The 25,300-nt window shown below is 61.6% G+C and carries 19 protein-coding genes; 12 read left to right on the forward strand and 7 right to left on the reverse strand.

Annotated elements, in window-relative coordinates; genetic code table 11:
- Window positions 1-445 precede the first annotated feature (445 nt).
- The gene (locus AC07OT_RS22615; RefSeq protein WP_027608051.1) at window positions 446-2,326 is read left to right on the forward strand and encodes a methyl-accepting chemotaxis protein; all 1,881 of its coding nucleotides are present in this window, start codon (window positions 446-448) and stop codon (window positions 2,324-2,326) included.
- Between the two features lie 38 nt (window positions 2,327-2,364).
- Here the strand turns inward: AC07OT_RS22615 and AC07OT_RS22620 are convergent, their stop codons facing one another.
- The 5 genes from AC07OT_RS22620 to AC07OT_RS22640 all read right to left on the reverse strand — a co-directional run bounded on the left by AC07OT_RS22620 (window position 2,365) and on the right by AC07OT_RS22640 (window position 8,962).
- Window positions 2,365-2,829: an SRPBCC family protein gene (locus tag AC07OT_RS22620; RefSeq protein WP_115487784.1), complete on the reverse strand. Its 465-nt coding sequence runs from the start codon at window positions 2,827-2,829 to the stop codon at window positions 2,365-2,367.
- A 19-nt stretch (window positions 2,830-2,848) separates the two neighbouring features.
- Entirely contained in the window at window positions 2,849-6,226 is a 3,378-nt protein-coding gene (locus AC07OT_RS22625) for an amino acid adenylation domain-containing protein (protein WP_495109079.1), read from the reverse strand.
- Window positions 6,223-7,161: a diiron oxygenase gene (locus AC07OT_RS22630; RefSeq protein WP_495109080.1), complete on the reverse strand. Its 939-nt coding sequence runs from the start codon at window positions 7,159-7,161 to the stop codon at window positions 6,223-6,225. Before AC07OT_RS22630 ends, AC07OT_RS22625 begins: the two co-directional genes overlap by 4 nt.
- Window positions 7,158-7,916, reverse strand: coding sequence for a DUF3050 domain-containing protein (locus AC07OT_RS22635; RefSeq protein ID WP_141156410.1), 759 nt, complete (start codon window positions 7,914-7,916; stop codon window positions 7,158-7,160). The genes AC07OT_RS22630 and AC07OT_RS22635 overlap by 4 nt, the downstream gene beginning before the upstream one ends.
- A 338-nt stretch (window positions 7,917-8,254) precedes the next feature.
- On the reverse strand, window positions 8,255-8,962 hold the full coding sequence (locus AC07OT_RS22640; RefSeq protein WP_065940992.1) for a GntR family transcriptional regulator: 708 nt from the start codon (window positions 8,960-8,962) through the stop codon (window positions 8,255-8,257).
- A 265-nt stretch (window positions 8,963-9,227) separates the two neighbouring features.
- On the opposite strand from AC07OT_RS22640, the gene AC07OT_RS22645 reads away from it, so the two are divergent.
- From AC07OT_RS22645 to AC07OT_RS22695, 11 genes are all read left to right on the forward strand, one after another.
- Window positions 9,228-10,121, forward strand: a complete 894-nt coding sequence (locus AC07OT_RS22645) for a TauD/TfdA dioxygenase family protein (RefSeq protein WP_065940993.1) — start codon at window positions 9,228-9,230, stop codon at window positions 10,119-10,121.
- A 14-nt stretch (window positions 10,122-10,135) separates the two neighbouring features.
- Complete coding sequence (locus tag AC07OT_RS22650) at window positions 10,136-11,161, forward strand: ABC transporter substrate-binding protein (RefSeq protein ID WP_495109081.1); 1,026 nt, start codon at window positions 10,136-10,138, stop codon at window positions 11,159-11,161.
- Between the two features lies 1 nt (window position 11,162).
- Window positions 11,163-12,014, forward strand: coding sequence for an ABC transporter ATP-binding protein (locus tag AC07OT_RS22655; RefSeq protein WP_092490008.1), 852 nt, complete (start codon window positions 11,163-11,165; stop codon window positions 12,012-12,014).
- Window positions 12,015-12,026: 12 nt separating this feature from the next.
- Window positions 12,027-12,875: an ABC transporter permease gene (locus AC07OT_RS22660; protein WP_065940996.1), complete on the forward strand. Its 849-nt coding sequence runs from the start codon at window positions 12,027-12,029 to the stop codon at window positions 12,873-12,875.
- Between the two features lie 59 nt (window positions 12,876-12,934).
- Window positions 12,935-13,855, forward strand: coding sequence for a LysR family transcriptional regulator (locus AC07OT_RS22665; protein WP_115487789.1), 921 nt, complete (start codon window positions 12,935-12,937; stop codon window positions 13,853-13,855).
- A gap of 174 nt (window positions 13,856-14,029) precedes the next feature.
- Window positions 14,030-15,565, forward strand: a complete 1,536-nt coding sequence (locus AC07OT_RS22670) for an MFS transporter (protein ID WP_495109082.1) — start codon at window positions 14,030-14,032, stop codon at window positions 15,563-15,565.
- A 15-nt stretch (window positions 15,566-15,580) separates the two neighbouring features.
- Window positions 15,581-16,639 (forward strand): HlyD family secretion protein, encoded by a 1,059-nt coding sequence (locus tag AC07OT_RS22675; protein ID WP_495109083.1) that lies wholly within the window; start codon window positions 15,581-15,583, stop codon window positions 16,637-16,639.
- Window positions 16,636-18,081 carry an efflux transporter outer membrane subunit gene (locus tag AC07OT_RS22680; RefSeq protein ID WP_495109084.1) on the forward strand — a complete coding sequence of 482 codons (1,446 nt, stop codon included), beginning with the start codon at window positions 16,636-16,638 and terminating at the stop codon, window positions 18,079-18,081. The genes AC07OT_RS22675 and AC07OT_RS22680 overlap by 4 nt, the downstream gene beginning before the upstream one ends.
- A gap of 73 nt (window positions 18,082-18,154) precedes the next feature.
- Window positions 18,155-18,664 carry a sigma-70 family RNA polymerase sigma factor gene (locus tag AC07OT_RS22685; RefSeq protein WP_027608065.1) on the forward strand — a complete coding sequence of 170 codons (510 nt, stop codon included), beginning with the start codon at window positions 18,155-18,157 and terminating at the stop codon, window positions 18,662-18,664.
- Window positions 18,661-19,611, forward strand: coding sequence for a FecR domain-containing protein (locus tag AC07OT_RS22690; protein WP_495109085.1), 951 nt, complete (start codon window positions 18,661-18,663; stop codon window positions 19,609-19,611). Before AC07OT_RS22685 ends, AC07OT_RS22690 begins: the two co-directional genes overlap by 4 nt.
- Window positions 19,612-19,703: 92 nt before the next feature.
- The gene (locus AC07OT_RS22695) at window positions 19,704-22,154 is read left to right on the forward strand and encodes a TonB-dependent siderophore receptor (protein WP_495109086.1); all 2,451 of its coding nucleotides are present in this window, start codon (window positions 19,704-19,706) and stop codon (window positions 22,152-22,154) included.
- Window positions 22,155-22,259: 105 nt separating this feature from the next.
- Here the strand turns inward: AC07OT_RS22695 and AC07OT_RS22700 are convergent, their stop codons facing one another.
- Together AC07OT_RS22700 and AC07OT_RS22705 are read right to left on the reverse strand one after the other, a co-directional pair.
- Entirely contained in the window at window positions 22,260-22,964 is a 705-nt protein-coding gene (locus AC07OT_RS22700; RefSeq protein WP_141605219.1) for a DUF3142 domain-containing protein, read from the reverse strand.
- Complete coding sequence (locus AC07OT_RS22705; RefSeq protein WP_495109087.1) at window positions 22,961-25,123, reverse strand: PA5441 family protein; 2,163 nt, start codon at window positions 25,121-25,123, stop codon at window positions 22,961-22,963. The genes AC07OT_RS22700 and AC07OT_RS22705 overlap by 4 nt, the downstream gene beginning before the upstream one ends.
- Window positions 25,124-25,300: the final 177 nt, after the last annotated feature.

The following is a 25,300-nucleotide window of genomic DNA, read 5'->3' on the forward strand; positions in this document are numbered from 1 at the left end:
GCAGTGAAACGATGCATCGCCGATGGTAGTGTGGGGTTTCCCCATGTGAGAGTAGGTCATCGTCAAGATTAAATTCCAGAACCCCTGTCTGCTCATACAGACAGGGGTTTTGTCGTTTAGAGGGTTTATGAACTCTGTAAGCGAGCAGCAACTGCGCCTACCCAACTCCCAAATCATGTTCATGGCACTGACCTGCTTTAAGAGCACGACACAGGTAGTAGGAAAGAATTTTTTACTTTTAAATCTTGTACGACAACCTTTGGTCGGTTTCCTACGTAAAAGGGCGATTCATCCCACAATTTTCTAAGCTTTCCTCCAGCTTGGCCGAAAGCCTGATGAGCCATGCGTGCACCGAAATAGAGCGGCTCGAGACGCCGCCTATACCGTTACATGGAATGTTCCTCTCGGCACGCTCACCCCCATTTGGCAAAAAGAAGTCGATGAAATGAATCTCAAATTCAGTCATAAAATTCTGTTGGCCGCGTCAGGCGTTGTGGTTCTGGCCTTCGCGTTATTCACGCTTTACAACGATTACCTGCAGCGCAGCACCATCAAACAGAATCTGGAGTCGTCTATCCAGCAGTCCGGTGAGCTCACCGCGAGTAGTGTGCAGAACTGGCTTAGCGGTCGAATACTGGTGCTCGAAAGTCTGACGCAAAACGTTGCCCATCAGGGTAGTGCTGCTGATCTTCCAGGGTTGGTCGATCAACCGGCGTTCACCTCGAACTTCCAGTTCACCTACGTTGGCCAAACCAACGGTGTGTTCACCCAGCGCCCGGACGCAAAAATGCCTGACGGCTACGACCCTCGTCAGCGTCCCTGGTACAAGCAAGCCGTGGCTGCCGATAAACCCATGCTCACGCCGCCCTATATGGCCGCCGTAGGTGGGCAGATCGTAACTATCGCAATGCCGGTGAAAAAGAACGGCGAGTTGCTCGGCGTGGTCGGCGGAGACCTGAGCCTGCAAACCCTGGTGAAAATCATCAATTCGGTGGACTTCGGCGGCATCGGCCATGCGTTCCTGGTCAGCGGCGACGGCCAAGTCATCGTAAGTCCTGACGAAGACCAGGTGATGAAAAACCTCAAGGACATCTACCCAGGCACTAACGTCCGTATTGAAAAGGTTAATCAGGACGTAGTTCTCAAGGGCCAGGATCGCATCCTGTCGTTCACACCTATCAGTGGCTTGCCCGGTGCAGATTGGTATATCGGCCTGTCGATTGATAAAGACAAAGCTTACGCACCGCTGGGCAAATTCCGTACGTCTGCATTGATCGCCATGCTGATCGCCGTAGTCGCGATTGCCGTGCTCTTGAGCCTGCTGATTCAAGTGTTACTGCGGCCCCTGACCACCATGGGTATTGCCATGCAGGACATTGCCCAAGGTGAGGGCGACCTGACCCGCCGCTTGACGGTCACCAGTAAAGACGAGTTCGGTGAAGTGGGCAGCGCGTTCAACCGGTTCGTAGAGCGTATCCACGCCTCGATTTCCGAAGTGTCTTCTGCAACACGTCAGGTGCATGACCTGTCTCAGCGTGTGATGGCGTCATCCAACGCCTCGATCATCGGCTCTGATGAGCAAAGCGCACGCACCAACAGCGTGGCCGCCGCAATCAACGAACTGGGGGCTGCCACCCAGGAAATCGCGCGTAACGCCGCCGATGCCTCACAGCACGCAAGCGGTGCCAGCGAGCAGGCCGATGATGGGCGCAAAGTGGTCGAGCAAACCATCCTGGCAATGTCGGAGCTGTCGCAGAAAATCAGCCTGTCCTGCACTCAGATCGAAACCCTGAACGCCAGCACCGACAATATCGGCCACATCCTTGATGTGATCAAAGGCATCTCCCAGCAAACCAACTTGCTGGCACTGAACGCTGCGATTGAAGCAGCACGTGCCGGGGAAGCCGGACGTGGGTTTGCCGTGGTCGCCGACGAGGTGCGTAACCTGGCTCACCGTACCCAGGAGTCGGCTGAGGAGATTCATAAAATGATCACTTCGCTGCAAGTGGGGTCGCGTGAAGCAGTGACCACCATGAATGCCAGCCAGACCTCCAGCGAGGAAAGTGTCCAGGTGGCCAACCAGGCCGGTGAGCGCCTGGTCAGCGTAACGCAGCGAATTGTCGAGATCGACGGCATGAACCAGTCCGTCGCTGCGGCCACCGAGGAACAAACTGCTGTGGTGGAAACCCTCAACGTCGATATCAACCAGATCAACCTGCTGAACCAGCAGGGTGTGACCAACCTCAACGAAACCCTGAAAGACTGCGATGCGTTGTCGCAACAGGCCAATCGGTTGAAGCAACTGGTCGATAGCTTCAAGATCTGAGCCGCTGAGTGTACGAGTAGGAGCGAGCCGTTTCGCTCCTACTGCTTACCCAGCAAACGGCGAACATTGTCCAGCGCGCTGTCTGCGAAGCCTTGTACAAACTGTTCAAATCCTTCCTGTGCCGTCTCCAGGGGGTCGGCAATGATGGTCCAGGTTACCTTGGAGCAGTGTGCTCCAAGCGCTTCCACTTTGATTGCGGCCCACAACCTGGCCACGCCCAGGGTGTTGTAGATCGTGGTCCAGGTCATGTGCATCGCTTGCTCATCCCGGCTATTGAGTTGTTCTACGACGCGGTTGCCATCGCGGAAAAATTTCGTGCGTAAAGCGCCCACTCCGGTGCCGATCATTTCGATATGCGTCAAGGAAGGGATGAACGCATCGAAGCCTGCAAACTGCCCCACCATGTTCCATAGACGATTGGCATGGCAGTCGATCACCACAGAGGACACTATCGGCTGGCCGCTCGGGTTATGAATTAACGTATCGGGTTGCAGCGGTTTCATGAAGTTGTCCTGAAGCGATTCAAAGAAAGCCGATGGCCTTGAGGTAGTTGCAGCCTTTACTCAGCAACGCCGGGTCTTTTTCGGGGTATTGCTCACCCATCTGCTGAACGCCGCGTTGCGCGTTGTCATGGAGGATCATCGAGGTGTCACCGATGTCTTCATCCAGTCGATCAAGGTAAAACCCGAGGACACCAAACATCGCATTGTCCAGGCTTACCGTTCGCAACGCCTGCTGCCAATGCGCAGTACTGACCCGCTCGAACCGGTGGCCCGCCCGGTTGAATGCATCCAGGTAGTGCTCCCAGCTCAGTGGTTGTGGGTTATGCAGGTTGAATACGCTTCTATCGGCTTGAAAGCGATTGCAGTGGAACGCAATGAAGCGAGCCAGAAAGTCCACGGGCATCAGGTCGAAATTCAGGTCCAACCTCGGCAGCAAGCCCAACTGCAGCGACCCCTTGAGCATCAACATCAGGCGATTCTTTTGTGGCTGGCAGATACCGTTATGGCTGTTGAAGCTGATATTTCCAGGGCGATGGATGTTCACCCAGGCTCCTTGTTCCACTGCACGTCCCAGGACCCGCTCGGCGACCCACTTGGACAGGTTGTAGCCATTTCGGATGTACAGCGGCAGGGTGGCTGCCGCCGGAGCTTCGAGCACATGCCCCGTCGTGCCGATGCTGCTGGCGGCCGACAACGTCGAGACAAAGTTGAAGACTTTCTTGCAGCGGGTTTCGCACAGGCGCAGGCATTCGAATATGGGGTCGACGTTGTCCCTGGCCAGTGAGGCGTAGTCCAGCACGTGGTTGACCCGTGCTGCGTTGTGCACCAGCGCGCCAAAGTCTGTGGCGAGTGCGTCATACGCGTCACCGGCCAAACCCAATCGTGGCAGGCTGACATCGGCGGCGAATACTCGTACCCGGCTCAAGTCCAGATGTTCCAGTTGGTAGTCACGCAACGCCTGGGTAAAACGAGCCATCGCAGGACTCCCCGGCAAGTCACGCACCAGGCACGCCACCTCGGTGGCACCGGCGTTCAACAGCGCCTCGACAATATGGACGCCGACGAAGCTGTTGGCCCCCGTCACGATCACCTTGTGCGGATTGCCTGCGCGGTCCCCTTGCAACGGATTGATTTCCCACTCCCGTTGAGCGTCCATGGCCGCTTGGGCAGAGGATGCGTCTGGCCGTTCACCCTCCTCCATCAGCGTTGCGAGCGTACGAATAGTCGGTACTTCAATGAAATGGCTCAACGCGAAACTACGGCCAAATTGCTCGCGAACGCGCAACAACAGCGTCGACAGCAAAATCGAATGGCCGCCCAGTGCAAAGAAGCTTTCATCGATGGGCAACTGGCTGGTGGGCAAGCCCAGCAGCTCACCCCAAAGGTCGCTCAATCGCGCTTGAAGCGGCGTATGCGCGGCGCGGGGAGTGGCCTGCAAAATGGGAAGGAAGGGTCGCAACAGCAGCCCCTTGCGGTCAACTTTGCCGTTGTCGCTGTGCGGAATGGCTGGCAGTTCCACCCAGAAACCAGGTTGCATGTAGTCCGGTAGCCACTGGCGCGCATGCTGCTGCAAGGCCACCAGCGAAGCGTTGGGTTCGGGCTGGGCGACAAAGGCGCAGATCCTGCTTCCATGGTCGATCACCACGGCCAGCTCGCGATACAACCTGCTGCTGCGCAGGCATTGTTCAATCTCCCGAGGGTCGACCCGAAAGCCGCGGATCTTTACCTGATCGTCGCGACGCCCACCCAGCACAATTCCTGCGGCGGTCCACTGCGCGAAGTCGCCGCTGCGGTAGGCCCGCAGCCTTTGGCCGCCCGGCACCAGCAGTTCGACGAACGGGCTGTCAGCCTGCCGCGGCGCATTCACATACCCCAGGCTCACTCCGGGCCCGACGATGTACAACTCGCCCATCACCTGTTCATCCACCGGTTGCAGATCGTCATCGAGGATCAGCACCTGGCTATTGGCGATGGGGTAGCCGACATTACGATTATTGTCATCGGGGGCGAACGTCCGGTGCGTAATCAGTACCGTGGTTTCGGTGGGACCATAGAGGTTGTGCAACTGACACCGGCCTGCCAGCCGCTCGATTACATGGGGTTCGCAGGCATCGCCACCGGTGAGCAGGTGCGTCAGGCCGAGGGGGGGATCCGGCGGCAGGATGTTGAGCAGCGCAGGCGGCAGGAAGGCATGAGTGACGCGTTGTCGGCGGAGCAATTCCACCAGTTGCCCAGGGTCGCGTCGCTGCTCCTCACTGGGTACGATCAACTCGGCGCCGGCAATCAGAGCGGGGAAGATTTCGATCAATGACGAGTCGAAACCCAAGGGCGAAAACTGCAGGACGCGGCTCCGTTCATCCAGAGTCATGCAGGACCCGAACCAAGCGGTGAAATGCGCCAGGTTACCTTGGCTGAGCAGCACACCCTTGGGCTGGCCCGTACTGCCCGATGTATAGAGCACCATGCACGGCATATCCGAGCAGGGGCGATCGAGCATCAGCGAGGATGGGGAGCTGGCGTTGTGCGGCTCGACTGTGCTGACATCCAGTGAAATGAAACGCTCCCGTAATGGATGTTGGCCGGCATCCAGCAATACGCGGGCCCCGGCGTTTTCGAGCATGACCCGATGGCGTTGTGTGGGTTGATCAGGTCCCAGTGGCAGGTACACCGCGCCACTGCCCAGTACGGCAAGAATGCTGGCATACAATTCCACGGATTTTTCCAGGCATACAGCGATCACCGATGGCGCCTCAAGCGCCTCCAGCAGCGGGCGCAATCGCTGCTGAATCGCCATGGCCTGCAGGTGCAACTGGCGGTAGGTCACGGTGTGCCCCGCAATATTAAACGCCGGCCGGTCGGCGAACAGGTCAAGGCTGGCCTGCACCCGTTCGATCACCGGTACCTGGGCTTCCTGGATCAGGGCAGGGTTTGCCGTACGATTGAATCGATGCATAAATGCCAACGGCTCAAGCTCGTGCAGGCCGTGGTCGGGCCAGTCAGTGGCAATCGCGCGTGTAGAGAGAGACTCGGGGTCACGTGAGAAGCCACTGACCAGCAGTGCGACCCAATCCACCAGCGCGGTTGTTGCCTGCCGACGCAATCGCTGGCCGTTGCCACTGGGCTCCTCGGCGATGTCCAGCACGGCGAACAAGCGTCGGCCATGGCCATAGGCGCGCACTTGCAGCGCAGGCAACCCACCGTCGCTCAACGGGCCTATCCCCAGGCGCAGACTTATACAGGTGGTTTCGCCCACGTCATTCGGCAACGGCAGGCTGCCGTCTTCAATCCACAGGTCGGCGGCCTCATCCCCTGAAACATGGCCGTACTGTTCCAGCATTGGCCTGATTTCCCCCAGTGCCTTGCTTGTGCCGCACCAGCCGATGGTCAGGCACCTCATGGCGACACCGACAGGTAGTCGTTCAGCACTTGTCCCACGCTCGGCGTTTGCAGCACGCCGCTGTGTTGCAGGAAGCCCATGATATTGGCCATCAACGGGTGCTGGCGGGTGATGGGGAACGCCAGCGCTGATATTTCATCGCGCAGCACACCGCGCAGGCGCTCGCTGATGTCCAGATGTTCGATCAGGCGCAGGTCGAAGTTTTTCTGCAGGTCGTTGGTCAGGTAATGTGCCAGGAATGTCGGCAGTACGTGAGCGATGCTGTCACGGTCCTCCGGGCTCGCGGCTTGCCAGTAGATGCGCACCAGCCGTGTCCAGAACTGCGCGTGGCGACCTTCGTCAAACAGGTGGTCGTCCATCAAGCCTCGTATGGAGGCCTTGACACTGCGGTCCTTGGAAAACGCTGCGACATCGTGGGTCACGGTGTTTTCGGCGATGGCTACGCCAATCAGTTCCACAGCATCGCTCAGGTGTTCCGGAGCCTGCGCCTGCGCCGCCGGCAGCGCGCGACTCAGTTCGATATGCCCGGGTAGGTCAAGCGGTTGTATACCCGTCATTGCGACAGTCTGTTGCATGAAATCCAGGGCCACCAAGGCGTGGTAGTCCTCGTCCACCACAACCGTCATCGCATCAACGCGACAGGCAAGCGGGAAGGGCACCGAGAAGCGATTCTTGGCAATGCTGCGCGCGGTCTTGTCGACGATTTCGGTTTCGAAAATCACCACATCGTGGATGAACTTATAGAAGCTTTGCACCAGCACGAAGTCGCGCCATTGCGAGCAATGTTCCATGAAGGTCGCGTTGAGTACCAAGGGCTGACGGCACAGTGGGTAGATCAGCTTGTCGTCGTTTTCCAACAGGCGACGAGGACGGGTTCGGATGGTGGCGCGGCGTTCCCAGTCGTCGGCGATGGTGGTGTAGCCGGCGGTATTCATGGGTACACCTCGTGCAGCGCGGCGCGCACCTCGTCCCAGAACGTGATACGGCTTTCGACGGCGGCAAGGGCTGCGTTGTGGGCCTGTTGCGGATAAGCCGGGTCTGCACCCACCAGGCGTTCGAGCAGTTCTTCAGCTGCTGGCCCGTGATGTTCAGTGTCCAACTCGATGTGGCGCCTGAAGTAGCCACACAAGGCCGGTGCCTGGCGATGGATGAGCGTATCGGGCTGCAGGAGGTGTTCGAACATACTTGGGATGACACGCTCACGCCCATGAAGGAATGCGGCTGCTACGCAATGGGTAGGGGCTTGCAGCGCAATGTGCAGCGTGTCGCTGACGAAGCGCGCGGCCCCAGCAGGAACATCGGCCATGCGCAGGGCTGTGCTTGCTTCCACCTCCTGGTGCAGCAGTGCAATGAAACGGTGTATCGCCGAGGTGCTGGCGCCGACTTCGACCATGGCTTCCAGGTACCACTCGAAGTGGCTGCAATGGCCTTGCCTGGGGTGTGAGTCTGATTCTTCGCCCAGCACAATCTCATTGATCAGGCGTGCAGCTTGCGGGTCGGCCGGTGGCAGCCAGGGTAGCCGAGTGCAGGTCAGGTCCTGCTGCAGGCGTTTGGTGAGCGTCATGAAGTCCCAGACAGCGAATACATGGTTTTCCATGAACAGTCGTAACTTTTCCAGCGAAGTTATTTCCAGAAATAACGGATGGCTGCACAACAGCCGTTTTCTTTGTTCCAGTAAAGGTGGGTACATAGTTGATGCCTATAAATTATTGCGTCGCCGCTAAAACAACGTTGGGCTTTTGTGTGCCGCAAGAAGATAAAAAAGATGTAAACCAGGCTTTGCGCGCACGAGCGCTCACGCAAGTGGGACTGCACGGTCGAATTAAGTGGCTGGTTTAGTGATGAAAGATAATAAGCGGGTTAAACAAGTTGGCCAGTATATGAATGCATTAGATGTTTTTCTAAATAATATAAGCTGTCGGCAACTTACTTTATAAGAGTGGGAAGTTTCTTCTGCGCGGGGCGCTACTTGGCCAGGTAGGGCACCCCGCAGTGCTCGACGGGCAAGCCGAGCGACCTGACGCCTTGTTAAAGCGTCTTCTTTGCGGCGGCGTCGAGATTATCGAGATAGGTTGTGATCACGTCCATCCCGCGCATCAAGTGATTACGCAGCGTCAGGATGCTTTCCTCGACCTTCTTTTGTGTCACCAGGTTCAGCAGTTCACGGTGGTCTTCCTGGGAGGTCTCGCCGAGTCCCATCGCCTCGAGGTTGAAACGCAGGAAGCGCTCCTCCTCATTCAGCCCGTGCTCCACCAGCTTGAGCAGCCGCTGGTTGGGGGCCTTGCCATACAGGGTCATGTGGAACAGGCGATTGAGACGACCAATCTCGGTGTAGTCTTTTTCCTGTTCCAGGGCACAGATGAGCGTGTCTGCCTCGGTGATATCGGCTTCGGTCAGCAAGGGAATCGACAAACGCAGGGCTTCAGACTCCAGCAACATTCGCAGCTCATAGGTCTCAGCCGAATTGTCTTCGATCAACGGTGCAACCACGGCGCCCTTGTGGGTGACCACATGCAGCAGTGACTGCGCCTCCAACTGGCGCAAGGCTTCACGCACCGGCATGCGGCTGACCCCGAACAGGCTGGCCAGCTCCTGCTGACGCATGGCGGTACCGCAGGGCAAGCGGCCATCAAGGATGGCATTGCGCAAGGTTTCTTCAATCACGGAGCGAGCAAGATGGGCAGGAATAGGGCCGGTGATCTTGATGCTGTTCAACGGGTTCGGCTTCTGCGTCACGGTTACGCTATCCTCCTTATTAAAATAGGGTGGCTAATTGGATCCAATGCACACTAGAGGCTGCCCATAGGCTTGTCAAACGGGCACGGTTTCGGCTTGTAAGCGTTTCAACGTGCGACTCCGGCGGCCCACGCGCGGGTTTTGCCAGGTCTGACACGCCGCTGACGTATTGCGACATTACCGCATATATATATTCCCTAACGGTATTTAAATTACCGTTCTTATGCCTATAAAGTCACTCTCCTGTCTGACCGGGAGTGAACTCATGTCCGCCACCTCTACTGTTCCAACAGCGACCCTTGCCACTCAAACGTTCGAGATTCGACCACTGCCCGGCAGCGTCGGTGCCGAGATTGTCGGCCTGGATTTGTCCCGGCCAGTCAACGACCAGGATTTCGCCCGCATTCATCGCGCGCACCTGGATCACCACGTCGTGGTGTTCCGCGACCAACGCATCACCCCCGAACAACAGATCGCTTTCAGCCGCCGCTTTGGCGTCCTGCAGATCCACGTGCTCAAGCAGTTCCTGCTGGCCAACCACCCGGAAATCCTGATCGTCTCCAACATCATCGAAAACGGCCAATCCATCGGCCTGGGTGACGCAGGCAAATTCTGGCACTCGGACCTGTCCTATAAAGAGCTGCCGAGCCTGGGCTCGATGCTTCACGCCCAGGAGCTGCCGTCCGAAGGCGGCGATACCCTGTTTGCCGACATGCACAAAGCCTGGGACCAACTGCCCGAGCACCTGCGCAAAGCTGTTGAAGGCCGCAGTGCTGCGCACTCTTATACCGCGCGCTACAGCGAAACCAAATTCGAAGGCAACTGGCGCCCGACGTTGACGCCCGAGCAGCTTGCCCAAGTCGCGGAAGTGGTTCACCCCATCGTGCGCACCCACCCGGAAAACGGCCGCAAGGCGCTGTTCGTCAGCGAAGGGTTCACCACCCGCATCGTCGGCCTGCCGGAAGACGAAAGTCGCGACCTGCTGGCCCAGCTCTACGCCCACAGCGTGCTGCCGCACAATATCTACCGCCACCAATGGCAGCCCCACGACCTGGTGTTCTGGGACAACCGCTCGCTGATCCACCTGGCCGCCGGTTGCCCGAGCCATCTGCGCCGCAAGCTGTTTCGCACCACCATCCAGGGCGACGCGCCTTTCTGATTCGGAGCATGACCATGTCCAGGAAAACCCCATTTGCGCGGCTGGCCTCGACCGTCGGCCTCGGTATCAGCCTGTTGGCCGGCAGCCTGGTGGCGCCTAAGGCTGCGCAGGCCGAAGGCGAGATCCGCATCGCCGAACAGTTCGGTATCGTCTACCTGCTGCTTAACGTGGTGCGCGACCAGAACCTGATCGAAAAATACGGCAAGCAGGAAGGCCTCGACATCAAGGTCGATTGGACCCAACTGTCCGGCGGCGCGGCGGTCAACGACGCACTGCTCTCCGGCTCGATCGATATCGCCGGTGCCGGCGTCGGCCCGCTGCTGACCATCTGGGACCGCACCCACGGCAAGCAGAACGTCAAGGCCGTGGCCTCCCTGGGCAACTTCCCCTACTACCTGGTCAGTAACAATCCCAAGGTCAAGACCATTGCCGACTTCACCGACAAGGACCGTATCGCCGTGCCGGCGGTGGGCGTGTCGGTACAGTCGCGCTTCCTGCAATACGCCGCCGCCAAGCAATGGGGCGACAAGGAATTCAATCGCCTCGACAAGTACACCGTCGCCGTCCCGCACCCGGATGCCACCGCTGCCCTGATCGCCGGCGGCACCGAACTGACCGGGCACTTTTCCAACCCGCCGTTCCAGGACCAGGCCCTGGCCAACCCGAACGTGCATGTGGTGCTGAACACCTACGACCTGCTGGGGCCGAACTCGCCAACGGTGCTGTTCGCCACCGAAAAATTCCGCAACGACAACCCGAAAACCTACAAGGCATTTGTCGACGCGTTGACCGAAGCCGCGCAATTCGCCCAGAACGATAAAGGCGCGGCGGCCGACACTTACATTCGCGTCACCAAAGCCAAGATCGACCGCGCCGAATTGCTGAAAATCATCGACAACCCGCAATTCGAATTCAGCGTCACGCCAAAAAATACCTACCCGCTGGCGGAATTCCTCTACCGCGTCGGCGCCATCAAAAACAAGCCTGAATCGTGGAAGGACTACTTCTTCCAGGATGCCAAGCCCCTGCAAGGAAGTTGAGATGAACGCGCCCTTGCAAGGCCACACGGCCAGCAACCTGCACACCGCCGCACCATTGCTGGCGGTGGATAACGTCAGCCTGGAATACCGCACCCCCGAGCGCGTGGTGCGCGCCACTCACCAAGTCAGCTTCGAGATCGACCCGGCGGATCGCTACGTGTTGCTCGGCCCATCGGGTTGCGGCAAATCCACGCTGCTCAAGTCCATTGCCGGGTTTATCAAGCCCTGCGAAGGCGAGATCCGCCTGCTGGGGCAAAAGGTCGAACAGCCGGGCCCGGACCGCATCGTGGTGTTCCAGGAGTTCGACCAGCTGCCGCCGTGGAAAACCGTCAAGCAGAACGTGATGTTTCCGCTGCTGGCGTCGAAGACCTTACCGCGTCGCGAAGCCGAAGAACGGGCGCTGCACTACCTCGACAAAGTCGGTCTCAGCGCCTTTGCCGACGCTTACCCGCACACCCTTTCCGGCGGCATGAAAGCCCGCGTCGCCATCGCTCGCGCCCTGGCCATGCAGCCGAAAATCCTGCTGATGGACGAACCCTTCGCCGCCCTCGACGCCCTGACCCGGCGCAAGATGCAGGAAGAATTGCTGCTGCTCTGGGAAGAAGTGCGCTTCACCCTGCTGTTCGTCACCCACTCCATCGAAGAAGCGCTGGTGGTGGGCAATCGCATCCTATTGCTGTCACCGCATCCGGGGCGCGTGCGCGCGGAAATCCACAGCCATCAATACGACCTGCACAGCCTCGGTGGCGTGGAGTTCCAGGCGTCGGCGCGGCGGATTCATCGGCTGTTGTTCGATGAAGCGCCCGAGGCCGAACGTGAGTTGGGTTTCGCCGACATCCGCATCGCTTACTAAGGGGACAACCCAATGCGCCAGGAATACGAAATCAACCTTGAGCCGCTGCTCAGCGTCCCCGTGGAACGCGAACTGCCCCTGCGCCAACGCCTGTGGCAGCAAGGCTGGCTACGCAAGGGCCTGATCCTGATCGTGCTCGCGATCCTTTGGGAAGCCGTCGCGCGTTACCAGAACAACGACCTGCTGCTGCCCAGCTTCCTGCAGACCTTTCACGCGCTCTATGACGGCCTGCTCAGTGGCGAACTGCTGGGCAAGGTGAGCATCTCGCTGGTGGTGCTGATCAAGGGCTACCTGATCGGCATCGTGCTGGCGTTTGCCCTGACCACCCTCGCGGTGTCGACGCAACTGGGTCGTGACCTGCTGAGCACCCTGACCTCGATGTTCAACCCACTGCCGGCCATTGCGTTATTGCCGCTGGCGCTGCTGTGGTTCGGCCTGGGCCAGAACAGCCTGATTTTCGTGCTGGTGCATTCGGTGTTGTGGGCGCTGGCGCTCAACACCTATTCCGGGTTTCTCGGCGTGTCCGAAACCCTGCGCATGGCCGGTCGTAACTATGGCCTCAAGGGCATGCGTTTCGTGCTGTTCATCCTGATCCCGGCGGCACTGCCGTCGATCCTCGCCGGGCTGAAAATCGGCTGGGCCTTCGCCTGGCGCACCCTGATCGCCGCCGAGCTGGTATTCGGTGCGACCAGCGGCAAGGGCGGCCTGGGCTGGTACATCTTCCAGAACCGCAACGAGCTGTACACCGACAAGGTATTCGCCGGGTTGGCGGTGGTGATCCTGATCGGCCTGCTGGTGGAAAACCTGGTGTTCGACACTTTCGAGCGGCTCACCGTGAAACGGTGGGGCATGCAGCGCTGATGCACCCAGCCTGCTACGATTGCGGCCAGCTCACTCCTGACTGACCACGAGTGCTTGGCATGCAACTACCCGACATGAACCTGTTGGTCGCCCTCGACGCCCTGCTCGACGAGGGCAGCGTAGTGGGCGCCGCGCGGCGGATGAACCTCAGCCCGGCGGCCATGAGCCGTACCCTCACACGTATTCGCGAAGCGGTAGGCGACCCGATCCTGGTGCGCGCCGGTCGCGGCCTGGTGCCGACGCCCAAGGCCTTGCAGTTGCAAGGCCAGGTGCGCAACGTGGTGGAGCAGGCGGCGTTGCTGTTTCGCTCGGCGGATCAGGTTGATTTAAGCACCTTGCGCCGTCGCTTCAGCGTGCGCGCCAATGACTTTTTCATCGGCGTGTATGGCGGTCGGCTGTTCGACACAATGGAGCGCATGGCGCCACTGTGCGAGCTGTGTTTCGTGCCTGAAGGCGACACCGATGATGAAGCCCTGCGCGAAGGGCGGCTGGACCTGCGCGTGAGCAACACCATGCCGGTCACCCCGGAAGTGAAGGTGCAGAACCTGTTTTCCACCACCTTCGTGGGCCTCGCGCGGGAGGACCATCCGTTGTTTGACGAAGAGATCACCGCCGCGCGCTTCGCCAGCTATTCCCATATCAGTATCTCGCGGCGTGGCATCGCCCGTGGGCCGATCGACACCGCGTTGAATGCCCAGGGCCTGGAGCGGCGGGTGGCGATGATCGCCCCGGGTTTTCACGGTGCGATGTTCATGCTGCCCGATTCCGACCTGATTCTGCCGGTGCCCAAGGAAGCCCTGTTGAGCGCCAACCGCTTGAAGCTGCCACTGCGCGCGTTTGCGTTGCCGATCTCGCTGCCGACGTTGGTATTGGCCCAATCCTGGCACCCGCGCTTCGACAAAGACCCGGCTCATAAGTGGCTGCGCGAAACCATGCGCGAAAGTTGCCACGCCACCTGGCTGGAAGCCCAACCCACCTGATCCACAAGCCAGGTACGGTCAAAGTGTGGGAGGGAGCAAGCCCCCTTCCACATGGGATTTTTAACGGATTCAGGATTGTGTTTCGTGCAGTTATAAGCTTCCAATAAGTAACTTTTTGTCATGCATGTGCCTGATTAAACTGCTCGGGTATTTCTAATTCCGAGCTGCCTGTTCATGACTTCCCTCGCTGCCCCCACCCTTGCGGCCGCAGCCAGACCCACCGCCATCACCCCGCCTGTATTTGGCCCGCGCATTATCATCGGCCTGGTCGGCGTGTTGCTCGCGGTGCTGGTGTCCGGCCTCAACGAGATGGTCACCAAGGTGGCCCTCGCGGATATTCGCGGTGCGCTGTACATCGGTTTTGACGAAGGCACCTGGCTGGTGGCCGCGTACACGGCCACTTCCGTGTCGGCCATGGCCTTTGCGCCCTGGTGTTCGGTGACGTTTTCCCTGCGGCGCTTCACCCTGTGCGCCATTGGCCTGTTCACCGTGCTCGGGATCCTGTGCCCGTTTGCGCCGAACTACGAAAGCCTGCTGCTGCTGCGTACCGTCCAAGGCCTGGCGGGCGGTGCCTTGCCGCCGATGCTGATGACCGTGGCGCTGCGCTTTCTGCCGGCCAACGTCAAGCTGTATGGTCTGGCTGGCTACGCACTTACCGCCACGTTCGGGCCGAGCCTCGGCACGCCGTTGGCGGCGCTGTGGACCGAGTATGTCGGCTGGCAGTGGGCGTTCTGGCAGATCGTCGGGCCGTGCCTGTTGGCCATGGCCGCCGTGGCCTACGGTTTGCCGCAAGACCCGCTGCGCCTGGAGCGCTTCAAGCAATTCAATGGGCGCGGCCTGCTGCTCGGGTTTCCGGCGATCTGCATGCTGGTGATCGGCATCCTGCAGGGCAATCGCCTGGACTGGTTCGAGTCGGGCCTGATCACCTTTCTGTTGAGTGGCGGCGCGGTGCTGTTGGTGCTGTTCATGTTCAATGAATGGTCGCACCCGATGCCGTTCTTCAAGTTGCAGATGCTCGGCCTGCGCAACCTGGCGTTTGCCCTGATCGTGCTGGCAGGCGTGCTGATGGTGCTGACCTCGGTGATCATCATCCCCTCGAGTTTCCTCGCCCAGGTCCAGGGTTATCGCCCATTGCAAACCGCGCCGGTGATGCTGCTGATGGCGCTGCCGCAATTGATCGCGCTGCCGCTGGTGGCGGCGTTGTGCAACCTGCGCTGGGTCGATTGCCGCTGGGTTTTGGGGGTCGGGCTGGGGATGTTGGTGCTGTGCTGCGTGGGCAGTGCGCACCTGACCTCGGCGTGGATTCGCGACGATTTCTACGGCCTGTACCTGCTGCAAATCTTCGGGCAGCCCATGGCGGTGTTGCCGCTGCTGATGCTCTCCACCGGCAGCATTCAACCGGCGGATGGGCCGTTCGCTTCGGCCTGGTTCAACACCGTCAAAGGCCTGGCTGCCGTGATTGCCACCGGCGTGCTGGATGCGCTGACCACCCAGCGCCTGCACTTTCACTCGACCATGCTGGTGGACCGCCTGGGTAACTCGCCCCTGGCCGACGGCGATGCGCCGGGCCTGGCCCACCGCCTGCACGAGCAGGCCGTGGTGCTGACTTCTTCGGACCTCTATTACGTCATGGCCGCTGTCGCGGTGGCGTTGATCCTGCTGATTTTCTGGATGCCCACGCGGATTTTTCCGCCTCGCGCACCGACCTAGCCACAAGGACTTCCCATGAAACGCAAAGACAAAATCACCGTCTCCGTTATCGCCGTGTTTGCCGTCGGCGTGCTGGTCTACCTGGTCGCGCCCGGCCTGTTGGGCAACAAGCGCCAGGCCACCAACGACGCCTTCGTCGCCGCCGATTTCACCCTGGTGGCGCCACGTGTGGCGGGCTTTATCAAGGAAGTGCTGGTGGAAGACAACCAGCGCGTCAAGGCCGGCCAACTGTTGGCGCTGATCGACGACCGCGATTTTCGCGCCGCCGCCCAGGCCGCCGACGCCGACACCCTGGTCGCCCAGGCCCAGCTGAAAAACGCCACCGCGACCCTGGAGCGCCAAACCTCGGTGATCGCCCAGGCCCAGGCCACCGTGGCGGCAGACCGCGCCGAAGTGGCCTTCGCCGAACACGAGCTGAACCGCTACAACCACCTTGCCGGCGTGGGCGCGGGCACCGTGCAGAACGCCCAGCAAGCCAAGACCCGCATCGACCAGGCCACCGCGCGCCTGGCTAACGCCACGGCGGTGTTGGCGGCCGAGCGCAAGCAGGTGGAAATCCTCACGGCCCAGCGCGATGCCGCCGAAGGTGGACTCAAGCGTGCCCAGGCCGCGTTGGAAATGGCCAGCTATCAGCTGTCCTACACGCGCATCGTCGCGCCGGTGGATGGCATGGTTGGTGAGCGCGCGGTGCGGGTCGGTGCCTATGTGACCCCGGGCAGCAAGATCCTCGCGGTGGTGCCGTTGGCCGAGGCCTACGTGGTCGCCAACTTCCAGGAAACCCAGCTGTCCCATATGCACGCCGGCCAGGCCGTGCAGGTGCGGGTCGACAGCCTCGACGGGGAGTTGCTCAACGGCCACCTGGAGAGCCTCGCACCCGCCACGGGTGTGACCTTCGCATCGGTCAAGCCGGACAACGCGACCGGCAACTTCACCAAGGTGGTGCAGCGTATCCCGGTGAAAATCGTCCTCGAACCCAACCAACCGCTGACCGAGCGCCTGCGGGTCGGCATGTCGGTCGAGGCCAGCGTCGACACCCAGCCGGTCGCGCCGCAGCGTGAGGTGGCCCAGCAATGAGACACCTTGCCTGGCTCACCCTGAGTGTTATCAGCCTGAGTGCCTGCACTGTCGGTCCGGACTTTCAGCGCCCGCACACGCCGCAAGCTACGCGGTGGAGCGAACCTCAAGGGCGACAAGCCGCCAGCCGAGCAGTGAGTGATCCGCTGCAAGAGCGCTGGTGGGACGTGTTCCACGACGAGCAACTGTCGGCCCTCACGCGCCGCGCACTGACCGATAACCTCGACCTGAAACTGGCCAGCAGCCGCCTGCAACAAAGCCGTGCGGTGCGCCAGGTGACCACCGCCGAGCGTTATCCCGCTGTCGACGCCACGGGCGCCTACCAGCGCAAACGCAACAGCGGCAAAGGCTTGAACGACCCCTCCGGTGAAAACGGCCGTTCCGCGTTCAACCAGTGGGACGCGGGCTTCTCGGCGTCGTGGGAGTTGGACTTCTGGGGACGGGTCAAACGCGAAACCGAAGCCGCCGACGCCACCCTGCAAGTGGCGGAAAACGACCGCCGCGCCGTGTTGTTATCCGTGCTGGCCGAGACCGCCCAGGACTACATCCAGCTGCGTGGCGTACAGAACACCCGCGCGGTGACCGAGCAAAACCTCGACGTCGCCCGCCACAGCCTCAAGCTCTCGCAGTTGCGCCTGGCTGACGGCGTGGCCACCGACCTGGACGTCGCCGAAGCCGCCGCCCAGGTCGCCGCCATCGAAGCGCGTCTGCCGGATCTGCAGCAACGCCAGGACCAGTTGATCAACGCCCTCAGCCTGTTGATGGGCGAGCCACCGCAAGCCCTGCACGCGCAATTGTCCCAGGACGCCGCCGTACCGCAGACCCAACGCCAGGTCGCCATCGGCCTGCCGTCGGAACTCGCCGAGCGCCGTCCGGATATCCGCCAGGCCGAGGCGCGCCTGCACGCCGCCACCGCCAGCATCGGCGTGGCCAAAGGCGATTTTTACCCGCGCATCACCTTGTCCGGCAGCCTCGGTTCCCAGGCCATGCAACTGTCGGATTTCGGCTCCTGGGGCTCCCGCGCGTTTGCCTTCGGCCCGCAAGTGAGCCTGCCACTGTTCAACGGCGGCCGCCTGCAAGGCATGCTGGACCTGCGCGAAGCCCAGCAACAGGAAGCGGCCCTGGCCTACCAGCACACCGTGCTGCGCGCCTGGCATGAAATCGACGACCAACTGACCCGCTACAACGCCAGCCAACTGCGTCGCGACAGCCTCACCGAAGCCGTGCGCCAGAACCAGATCGCCCTGACCACCGCACAGCACCAATACGTTGAAGGCGTGGTGGATTTCGTCAACGTGCTCACCGTGCAAAGCGCGCTGCTGGCCACGCAGGAACAGTGGGTAGAGAGTTCTACCGGCGTGTCGTTGGCCATGGTCGGCCTGTACAAGGCGTTGGGCGGGGGGTGGGAATCGGTGTATCCGCTGCAAACCGCCGAGCGCTGAACCACAAAGAGTTTTGCCAGCCGCGAAACAAGGTGTAATGATAATTGCTCTCAATAATGTATCTGAGCTTTTCATGGACACCGCGACTGACGGCCAGCAACAGCTTCACCTCCTGTACCGCGACCATCACGGCTGGCTGCAAGGCTGGCTGCGCAAGCGCCTGGGCGACCGCGAACACGCCGCCGATGTAGCGCAGGACACCTTCCTGCGCCTGCTGGTCTCCGGTCGCTACCCCGGTGACAAGGAAAGCCGCAGCTACCTGGTGCAGATCGCGCGCAACCTGGTGATCGACCAATGGCGCCGCCTGCGTATCGAGCGCGCCTACCTGGAAAGCATCGCGCACCTGCCCGAGCCCGAGTCGCCGAGCCTGGAAACCCGTGCGCTGATCCTTGAAACCCTGATGCAGATCGACGCCATGCTCGACCGCATGCCCGACAACGTACGCCGCGCGTTCCTGCTCTCGCAGTTCGAAGGCCTGAGCTACGCGCAGATCGCCGAGCGCCTGGGCGTCACGGTCAGTTCGGTGCAGAAGTACATGACCCGCGCGATCGTCGCCTGCTACCAGGTGGCGTACGCAGAATGAGGCCCGACGCCCCCATCGCCCCGGCCATTGTCGAGCAAGCCAGCGAATGGCTGATGCTGCACTGGAGCGGCGAACTGCAAGGCGAGCAACGCCAGGCGTTTGCGCAATGGCAGGCGGCGGATCCGGAACACCGTCGCGCCTGGCAACGTCTGCAGCACCTGCAACAAACCCTTGGCAGCGTGCCCGTGGACAGCGCCCGTGCGGTGTTGCGCGACACCCCGGACACCCAGCGCCGCGCCGCGTTGAAACTCCTCGGCCTGCTGCTGGTGGCGGGTGGCAGCGGCTACCTGGTGCAGCGCAGCGAACCCTGGCAGGCAGCCTTTGCCGACTACCGCACCACCACCGGCGAGATTCGCCACATGACCCTCAGCGACGGCACGCGCCTGGACCTCAACAGCGACAGTGCAGTGGACCTGCGTTTCAGCGCCAGCGAGCGGCGCATTCGCCTGATCCGTGGCGAGATCCTGTTGACCAGCGGTCACGACCCGGTGCGCCCTTTGATCGTCGAAACCCCGGCCGGTGACGTGCAGGCGCTGGGCACCCGTTTTGCCGTGTGCGAACTGCCCGACGGCAGCCGCGTCGACCTGTATGAAGGCCGCGTGCGGGTCACCCCGTTGCAGGGCCCGGCGGTGCAGATGAATGCCGGCGACAGCCTGTGGTTCAACTCGCGCCAAAGCTCGGCGTTGCCTGCGGTAAGTGCCAATGCCAGCAGTTGGACCGAGCATCGGCTGATCGCCGAGCGCCAGCCATTGGGCGAGTTTGTCGCGCAACTGAGCCGCTATCGTCCAGGCCTGTTGCGTTGTGATCAGGCGGTGTCAGGCCTGCTGCTGACGGGGGTGTTCCCGTTGAACGATACCGACGCGATCCTCGCGGCCCTGGAGCGTTCGCTGCCGGTGCAGGTGCAGTCGGTGACGCGCTACTGGGTGACCATCAAGGCACGGGCCTGAAAATTTTTTTATCGATGCTTGTCGGTTTGCGCGCCCCGTTCGGGATACCTCTTGAAAGCCAATCAAGAAGCGTTCTCACGGGGAGTCCTGCAATGCCGCACCACCCAATCCAACCCTTGGCCCGCGCCTTGCGCCGTGGCCTGTTTGTCAGCCTGCTGGCGACGGTGCCGCTGCTGCCGACCCAGGTGCATGCCGAAGACAGCACCGAAGCGCTGCGTGCCTACAACATTCCGGCGGGCAGTCTCGATCAGGCCTTGAACCAGTTCGCCAGTGCGTCGGGTATCTTATTGTCGGTCGATGCCTCTCTTACCCAAGGCAAGCGCACCACAGGCCTGCAGGGAAGTTATGGCGTCGGGTCCGGCCTGGAGCGGCTGCTGGCGGGCAGCGGCCTGGTGGCGGTGCAGGCCCAGGGCGGTTGGTCGTTGCAGGCGATGTCATCCGCCGGGCCGTTGCAGCTCGGCGCGACTCAGATCAGCGCCCAGCAGGCCGAGGAAAGCGCCTGGGGCCCGGTGGACGGCCTTGTCGCCACGCGCAGTGCGTCCGGCAGCAAGACCGATTCGGCATTGGTGGAAATCCCCCAGACCATCAACGTGATCACCGCCGCCGAAATCAAGGCACGCGGCGCCCAGAGCGTCACCCAGGCGTTGCTCTACACCCCAGGCATGACCGCCGGTGGCTTTGCCGACCGGGTCAAGTTATTCGACGAACCCACCTCGCGCGGCTTCACCCCCACGCCCTTGTACCTTGACGGTTTGCACCTGCCCTACGGCGGCGGCAGCACGGGTGGAGCGCTGCAGATCGAGCCCTACTCCCTGGAGCGCATCGAAGTGCTCAAGGGCCCGGCCTCGGTGCTGTACGGGCAGAACCAGCCGGGCGGTATCGTCAATATGGTCAGCAAGCGCCCCAGCGAAACCCCGGTGCACCAGGTGGTGCTGGAAGCCGGAACCTACGAGCACAAGAGCGCGGCCATCGACCTCAGCGGCCCGCTGGATGAGCAGGGGCAATTCCTCTACCGCCTTACCGGCCTGGCCAACGACGGACAGGACGAGATCAACTACGTCGAGAACAAACGCCAGTTCATCGCCCCCAGCCTCACCTGGCGCCCCAACGACGACACCCGTGTGACGCTGTTCGCCCAATACCAGAAGGACAAGGGCGTGCCCGAGGCCCAAGGGTTGCCGGCGTCCGGCACCTTGTGGGCCAACCCCAACGGCAAGATCAAGCGCGATGTGTTTATCGGCGAGCCCGGCGTCAACCAGTACAACCGCGAGCAGTACGTGCTGGGCTACGAGATTTCCCATCGCCTCAACGACACCTGGACCCTCAAGCAGAACGCGCGCTACGCCGAAGTGGACGACCGCTACACCGCACCGCTGCACGGCTACCGCTTCGTCGCCAACCCGGCCACCGGTGTGCAGGACCAACGCTACCTGCAACGCTTCGGCGTGGACTGGGCGCAGAACAACAAAGTGTTTGGCGTGGACAGCATCGCCCAGGCCGAATTCGACACCGGTGCGTTGTCCCATACGGTGATCGTCGGCCTGGATTACTACCACTCCGGCTCGCTGTTCCATGGCCTGTATGACCGCAACCCGCCAGTGATCGACCTGTTCAAGCCGGTCTACGGCCAGCGCCTGAATTTCGGCCAACCGTACCGCTGGGACCGCACCCTGAGCCAGACCGGCCTGTATGTGCAGGACCAGATCAAACTGGATAAGTGGGCCCTGGTGCTCGGTGGGCGTTATGACTGGGCCAGCGTGGTGAACAAGGAGCCGCTGCAAGGCACCCGCTTCGCCAGCAAGGACGAAGCCTTCACCGGCCGTGCGGGCCTGGTGTACCTGTTCGATAACGGCCTGGCGCCTTTTGTCAGCTATTCCGAATCGTTCCTGCCGCTGACCGGTACCGACGCCCAGCGCAAACCGTTCGACCCCTCCACCGGCAAGCAATACGAAGTGGGCATGAAGTACCAGCCGCCGGGCCAGAAGAGTTTCGTGCAGGTCGCGGTCTACCAGCTCGACCAGGAAAACGTGCTCACCACCAACCCCAACGACACCTTCAGTACCCAGAGCGGCGCCATGCGTTCCCGCGGCGTAGAGCTGGAAGCCAAGGCCGCCCTCAGCGACGCCTGGGAGATCATCGCCTCGGCCGCGCGCAACGACATCAAGTACACCAAGGACGAAGAAGGCCGCCAAGGCCGCCACCCCGCTGGCATCTCGCCGCTCACGGCGTCGATGTGGGTCAACTACACCGTACTGGGCGACACCCCGCTCGCCGGCCTCGGTGCCGGCCTGGGCGTGCGCTACGCGCGTCAAAGCCTGGGCGATTACTACGAAGGCGCGTTCAGCGTGCCGTCGTACAGCGTCTACGACGCCAGCCTGAGCTACGACCTGGGCGCTTCGCCGCTCAAGCTCAAGGGCGTGAAACTGGCGATGAACGTGCAGAACCTCACCAACAAGACCTATGTCTCGCAGTGCACCAGCAACCTGGATTGTTACTACGGGGAAGGGCGTACGGTGGTGTCCAGCCTGACCTATGACTGGTAACCACCTTCCAATGTAGGAGCGAGCTGGCTCGCGAAAAACGTTAACGATGACGCGGGTCTTTCTGAATGCTCGCGGCAATCTCAGGTTTTCGCGAGCAAGCATCCATCAAGGATTGCGTAAAAACACCACATACCCCCGAAACCACTCACTCCCCTGCAAATACCCCGGCTCCTCCCACTCTCCACCCTGAATCAAACCGATCTTGAACGGCAGCCCCATCCGGTTCATCCGTGGCAAATACGCCGCGTAATCCGGGATGCTCTGGCGGCCCTGATAGGTCTGCACCACCACCTCATCCACCACGCCTTTGAGCTGGCTGATGGCGGTGGGGTCGGCGTTGCTGCTCCAGTCCATCAGGCCGGTGATGCTCAGTTTCAGATCGGCCGGCAGGCGCTGGCGCAGGTCGCGCAGGAAGTCGGCGTATTCGTGCAGGTATTGGGTGCGGGCGTCGAAGTCGATCTGGATGCCGACCACCGGGTTGCCTGCGTCGCGCCAGCGTTGTACCTGGCCGAGCAGTTGGGTGTAGACCTGTTCGGGCCAGCGCAGGGTGTGGGCGCGGTAGACCACCCAGACGTCGCCTCGGGTGAGGCGCGGCACGCTGATGCCTTGGGCGATCAGTTGCACACCGCGCTGGGGCGCGCGGCGGGTGGCGTTGATCTGGCCCTGGAGGATGTACAGGGTCTTGGCCTGCTTGAGTACCGGCTGAGGCGTGACGCCGCTCCACAGCCAGAAGGCGTCGTAGTCGCGGGCATCGACGGCGCCGAAGGCCGGGCTTGCCAGCAACAGCACGCCCAGCCACAGGTGCTTCACCAGTAGTACTGCAGCGATTTGCCCCACTGGGTGTCGGCGAAACCACTTTTCAGTTGGCGGAACCAGGCTTTGCGCACGCCAGGTTCGACGTCCTTGCCGCCGCAGCTGTTGTAGCCGGCCGGCGCGTAGCAGTTGATGGCGCGGAACAGGGCGTAGGCCTTGTCGTTTTTCGGCGCCTTGGCGTTGCCGATGACCTGCTGGTAACCGTCGAGCCGCGAGAAGGTTTCACCCTTGAAGTCCGAGGCGGTGCTGCCCAGGCTGCCGGCGGCGCGGGCCTGCTCCAGAGGCATGCCGTCCAGGTTGTTGCGCAGGATGAATTCGCCGAAGCAGTTCAAGGCCTGGGGGTTCTTCGCGTCGGTCTGCAAGGTCGCTGCGGTTTGCGCGATGCTCGGGCAGGCGTAGCCGGATTCGGCCTTGTCGCCGTTCCACTGGAAAAGCTTAAGCGTCTGGCTGGCGCTGTAGACATAACCCAGGCTGGTGCCCAGTTTGTCCTCGGGGGCCTGGGCCGGCAGCTGCTTGAGGTCTTCGGCGAAGGTGGCGAACTGGCCGTGCAGCAGGTCTTTGTAGAGCAGCACGAATTGCGCGGTCTGGCGTTCCAGCGGATCGCTCGCCTGGGCGATCTGCTGGCGCAGCAGTTCAGGCCCGGCGATGTTGCGCAGCAGGATGTAGCGCACCTGTTTGGCGCTGATCGGCGAATCGCTGGCGAACACCTTGGCCAACTGGCCGCTGCGCTCGTAGTTCATGGCCAGGGCCAACTCCAGCTGGTCGCGTTGCAGCGGCAGTTTTGCCAGCGGCAACAGTTGCAGCCACAGCGCTTCGGCGCCTTTCCAGTCCTGCTTGGCTTCCAGGGCCAGTGCGCGCAGGGTCTGTTGGCTGAAGGCGAAGTAGTTGAGGCTTGCCGGCACGCTCTGCGGCAACTGCTTCAAGGCGGCGTCCGGTTGATGCTCGATGTACAGCGCACACACGGCCAGCAAGTACTCATAGAGCTCCGGCTCGCTGGCGAACGCGGCTTTTTGCTTCTCGAGGTCGGCGCGGCTGAGGGCCGGCTGGTTGCCGCCGCGCATCACCATCAGGTCGCTGACGAGTTGGATCATCGGGGTCTTGACGGTATCGCTGTTGACCATCAACAGCTTGAGGTCAGCTTCTTCTACCAGCTCATCCTCAGACACATTGCGCTGCTCGTCGGTGGCCGTCAGTGCCCAGGCGAACGCGTCGGCGAGCTGGGTGTTGTCGTCGGCCAGCCAGTACACCCGGCGCAGCAGGCCGTGGGCCGAGGCCGCGTATTCGCCCTGTGGATAAGTCTTCAGGTAGGCCTTGAAGCCCTGCTCGGCCGTGGCCAATGCGGGTTTATCCACACGGTCCAGGTGCGGCACGCCGTCTTCGTCATAGGTGTCGGCCTGGGCCTGGTTGAGCGCTGTGCGGGCGGTCATGTACAGCGCAGTTTCCTTCAGCCACGGCGACTGTGTACTGCCGACGCCAGCAAAGCCTTGCGCGGCCTCGGCGAAGCGGCCGCTGTAGAAATCGGCGGCGGCTTGCAGGTAGGTGCGAAACAGTTGGCCGTCGGCTGACTGGATCTGCTGCGCCTCGGCGATCACCGGGCCATCCCAGGTGCAGGTGGTGAGCAGTTGCAGCCGCGCCTTCGCCAGCAGCGCGCGCTCGGCCGCCGGCATGTCGGCCTTGACCACTTGGCGGATAAACGCCGTGGCGCTGTCATCGTCGTTGCTGCGGCAGCGGCTGCCTTCGCCATTGAGGAAGGCTTCGCCGGCGGTTTTGTACGCCTCGCGCTTGATGCCCAGGGGCGTCAGCAGGGTGTCCAGCTCAGCGGTAGGCGAATCGTCCGAGTCGGGCTCGGTCTCTGCACTGGAGGCAGCGGCCAGGCGATACACCGGGAACGGCACCGGGCCGAAACCCTGGGCCAGGTCATCTTCGCTCAACGCCTTGGGCGCCAACGGCGCGGCCTTTTTGTCCGCCAGCAACAGGCGCAGGTTGGCCCGGCTGTCATTGCCCGGGCTCAGGAACGGCACGTTGTTGCAAGGGTCGAGGCTGTCACGCGAGACACGCCAATCGGGGTAGCACGAATCGTCGGAACTGGCCTGGGCCTGCTGGGAAATACCGGCCAGCAGGGCCAGTGCCAGGGGGGAGAGAAAACCGATGCGCATGACGTGTCCTTGATCCTGGGTCCTTGGAGGGCGGCAATCATAGCTTGATCTGACAATCGCGTCGGTGAAGCCCTACACAAATCGTAGATTTGTCCGATTGAGGGTAGTGGCAATTTAATCTTGCTGCCCTAGACTGCGCTCATCGTTAGGGAGAACTTTGTGTATGAAGCAGTGGCA

It is taken from the genome of Pseudomonas sp. GW821-FHT09C10, from assembly GCF_059418085.1.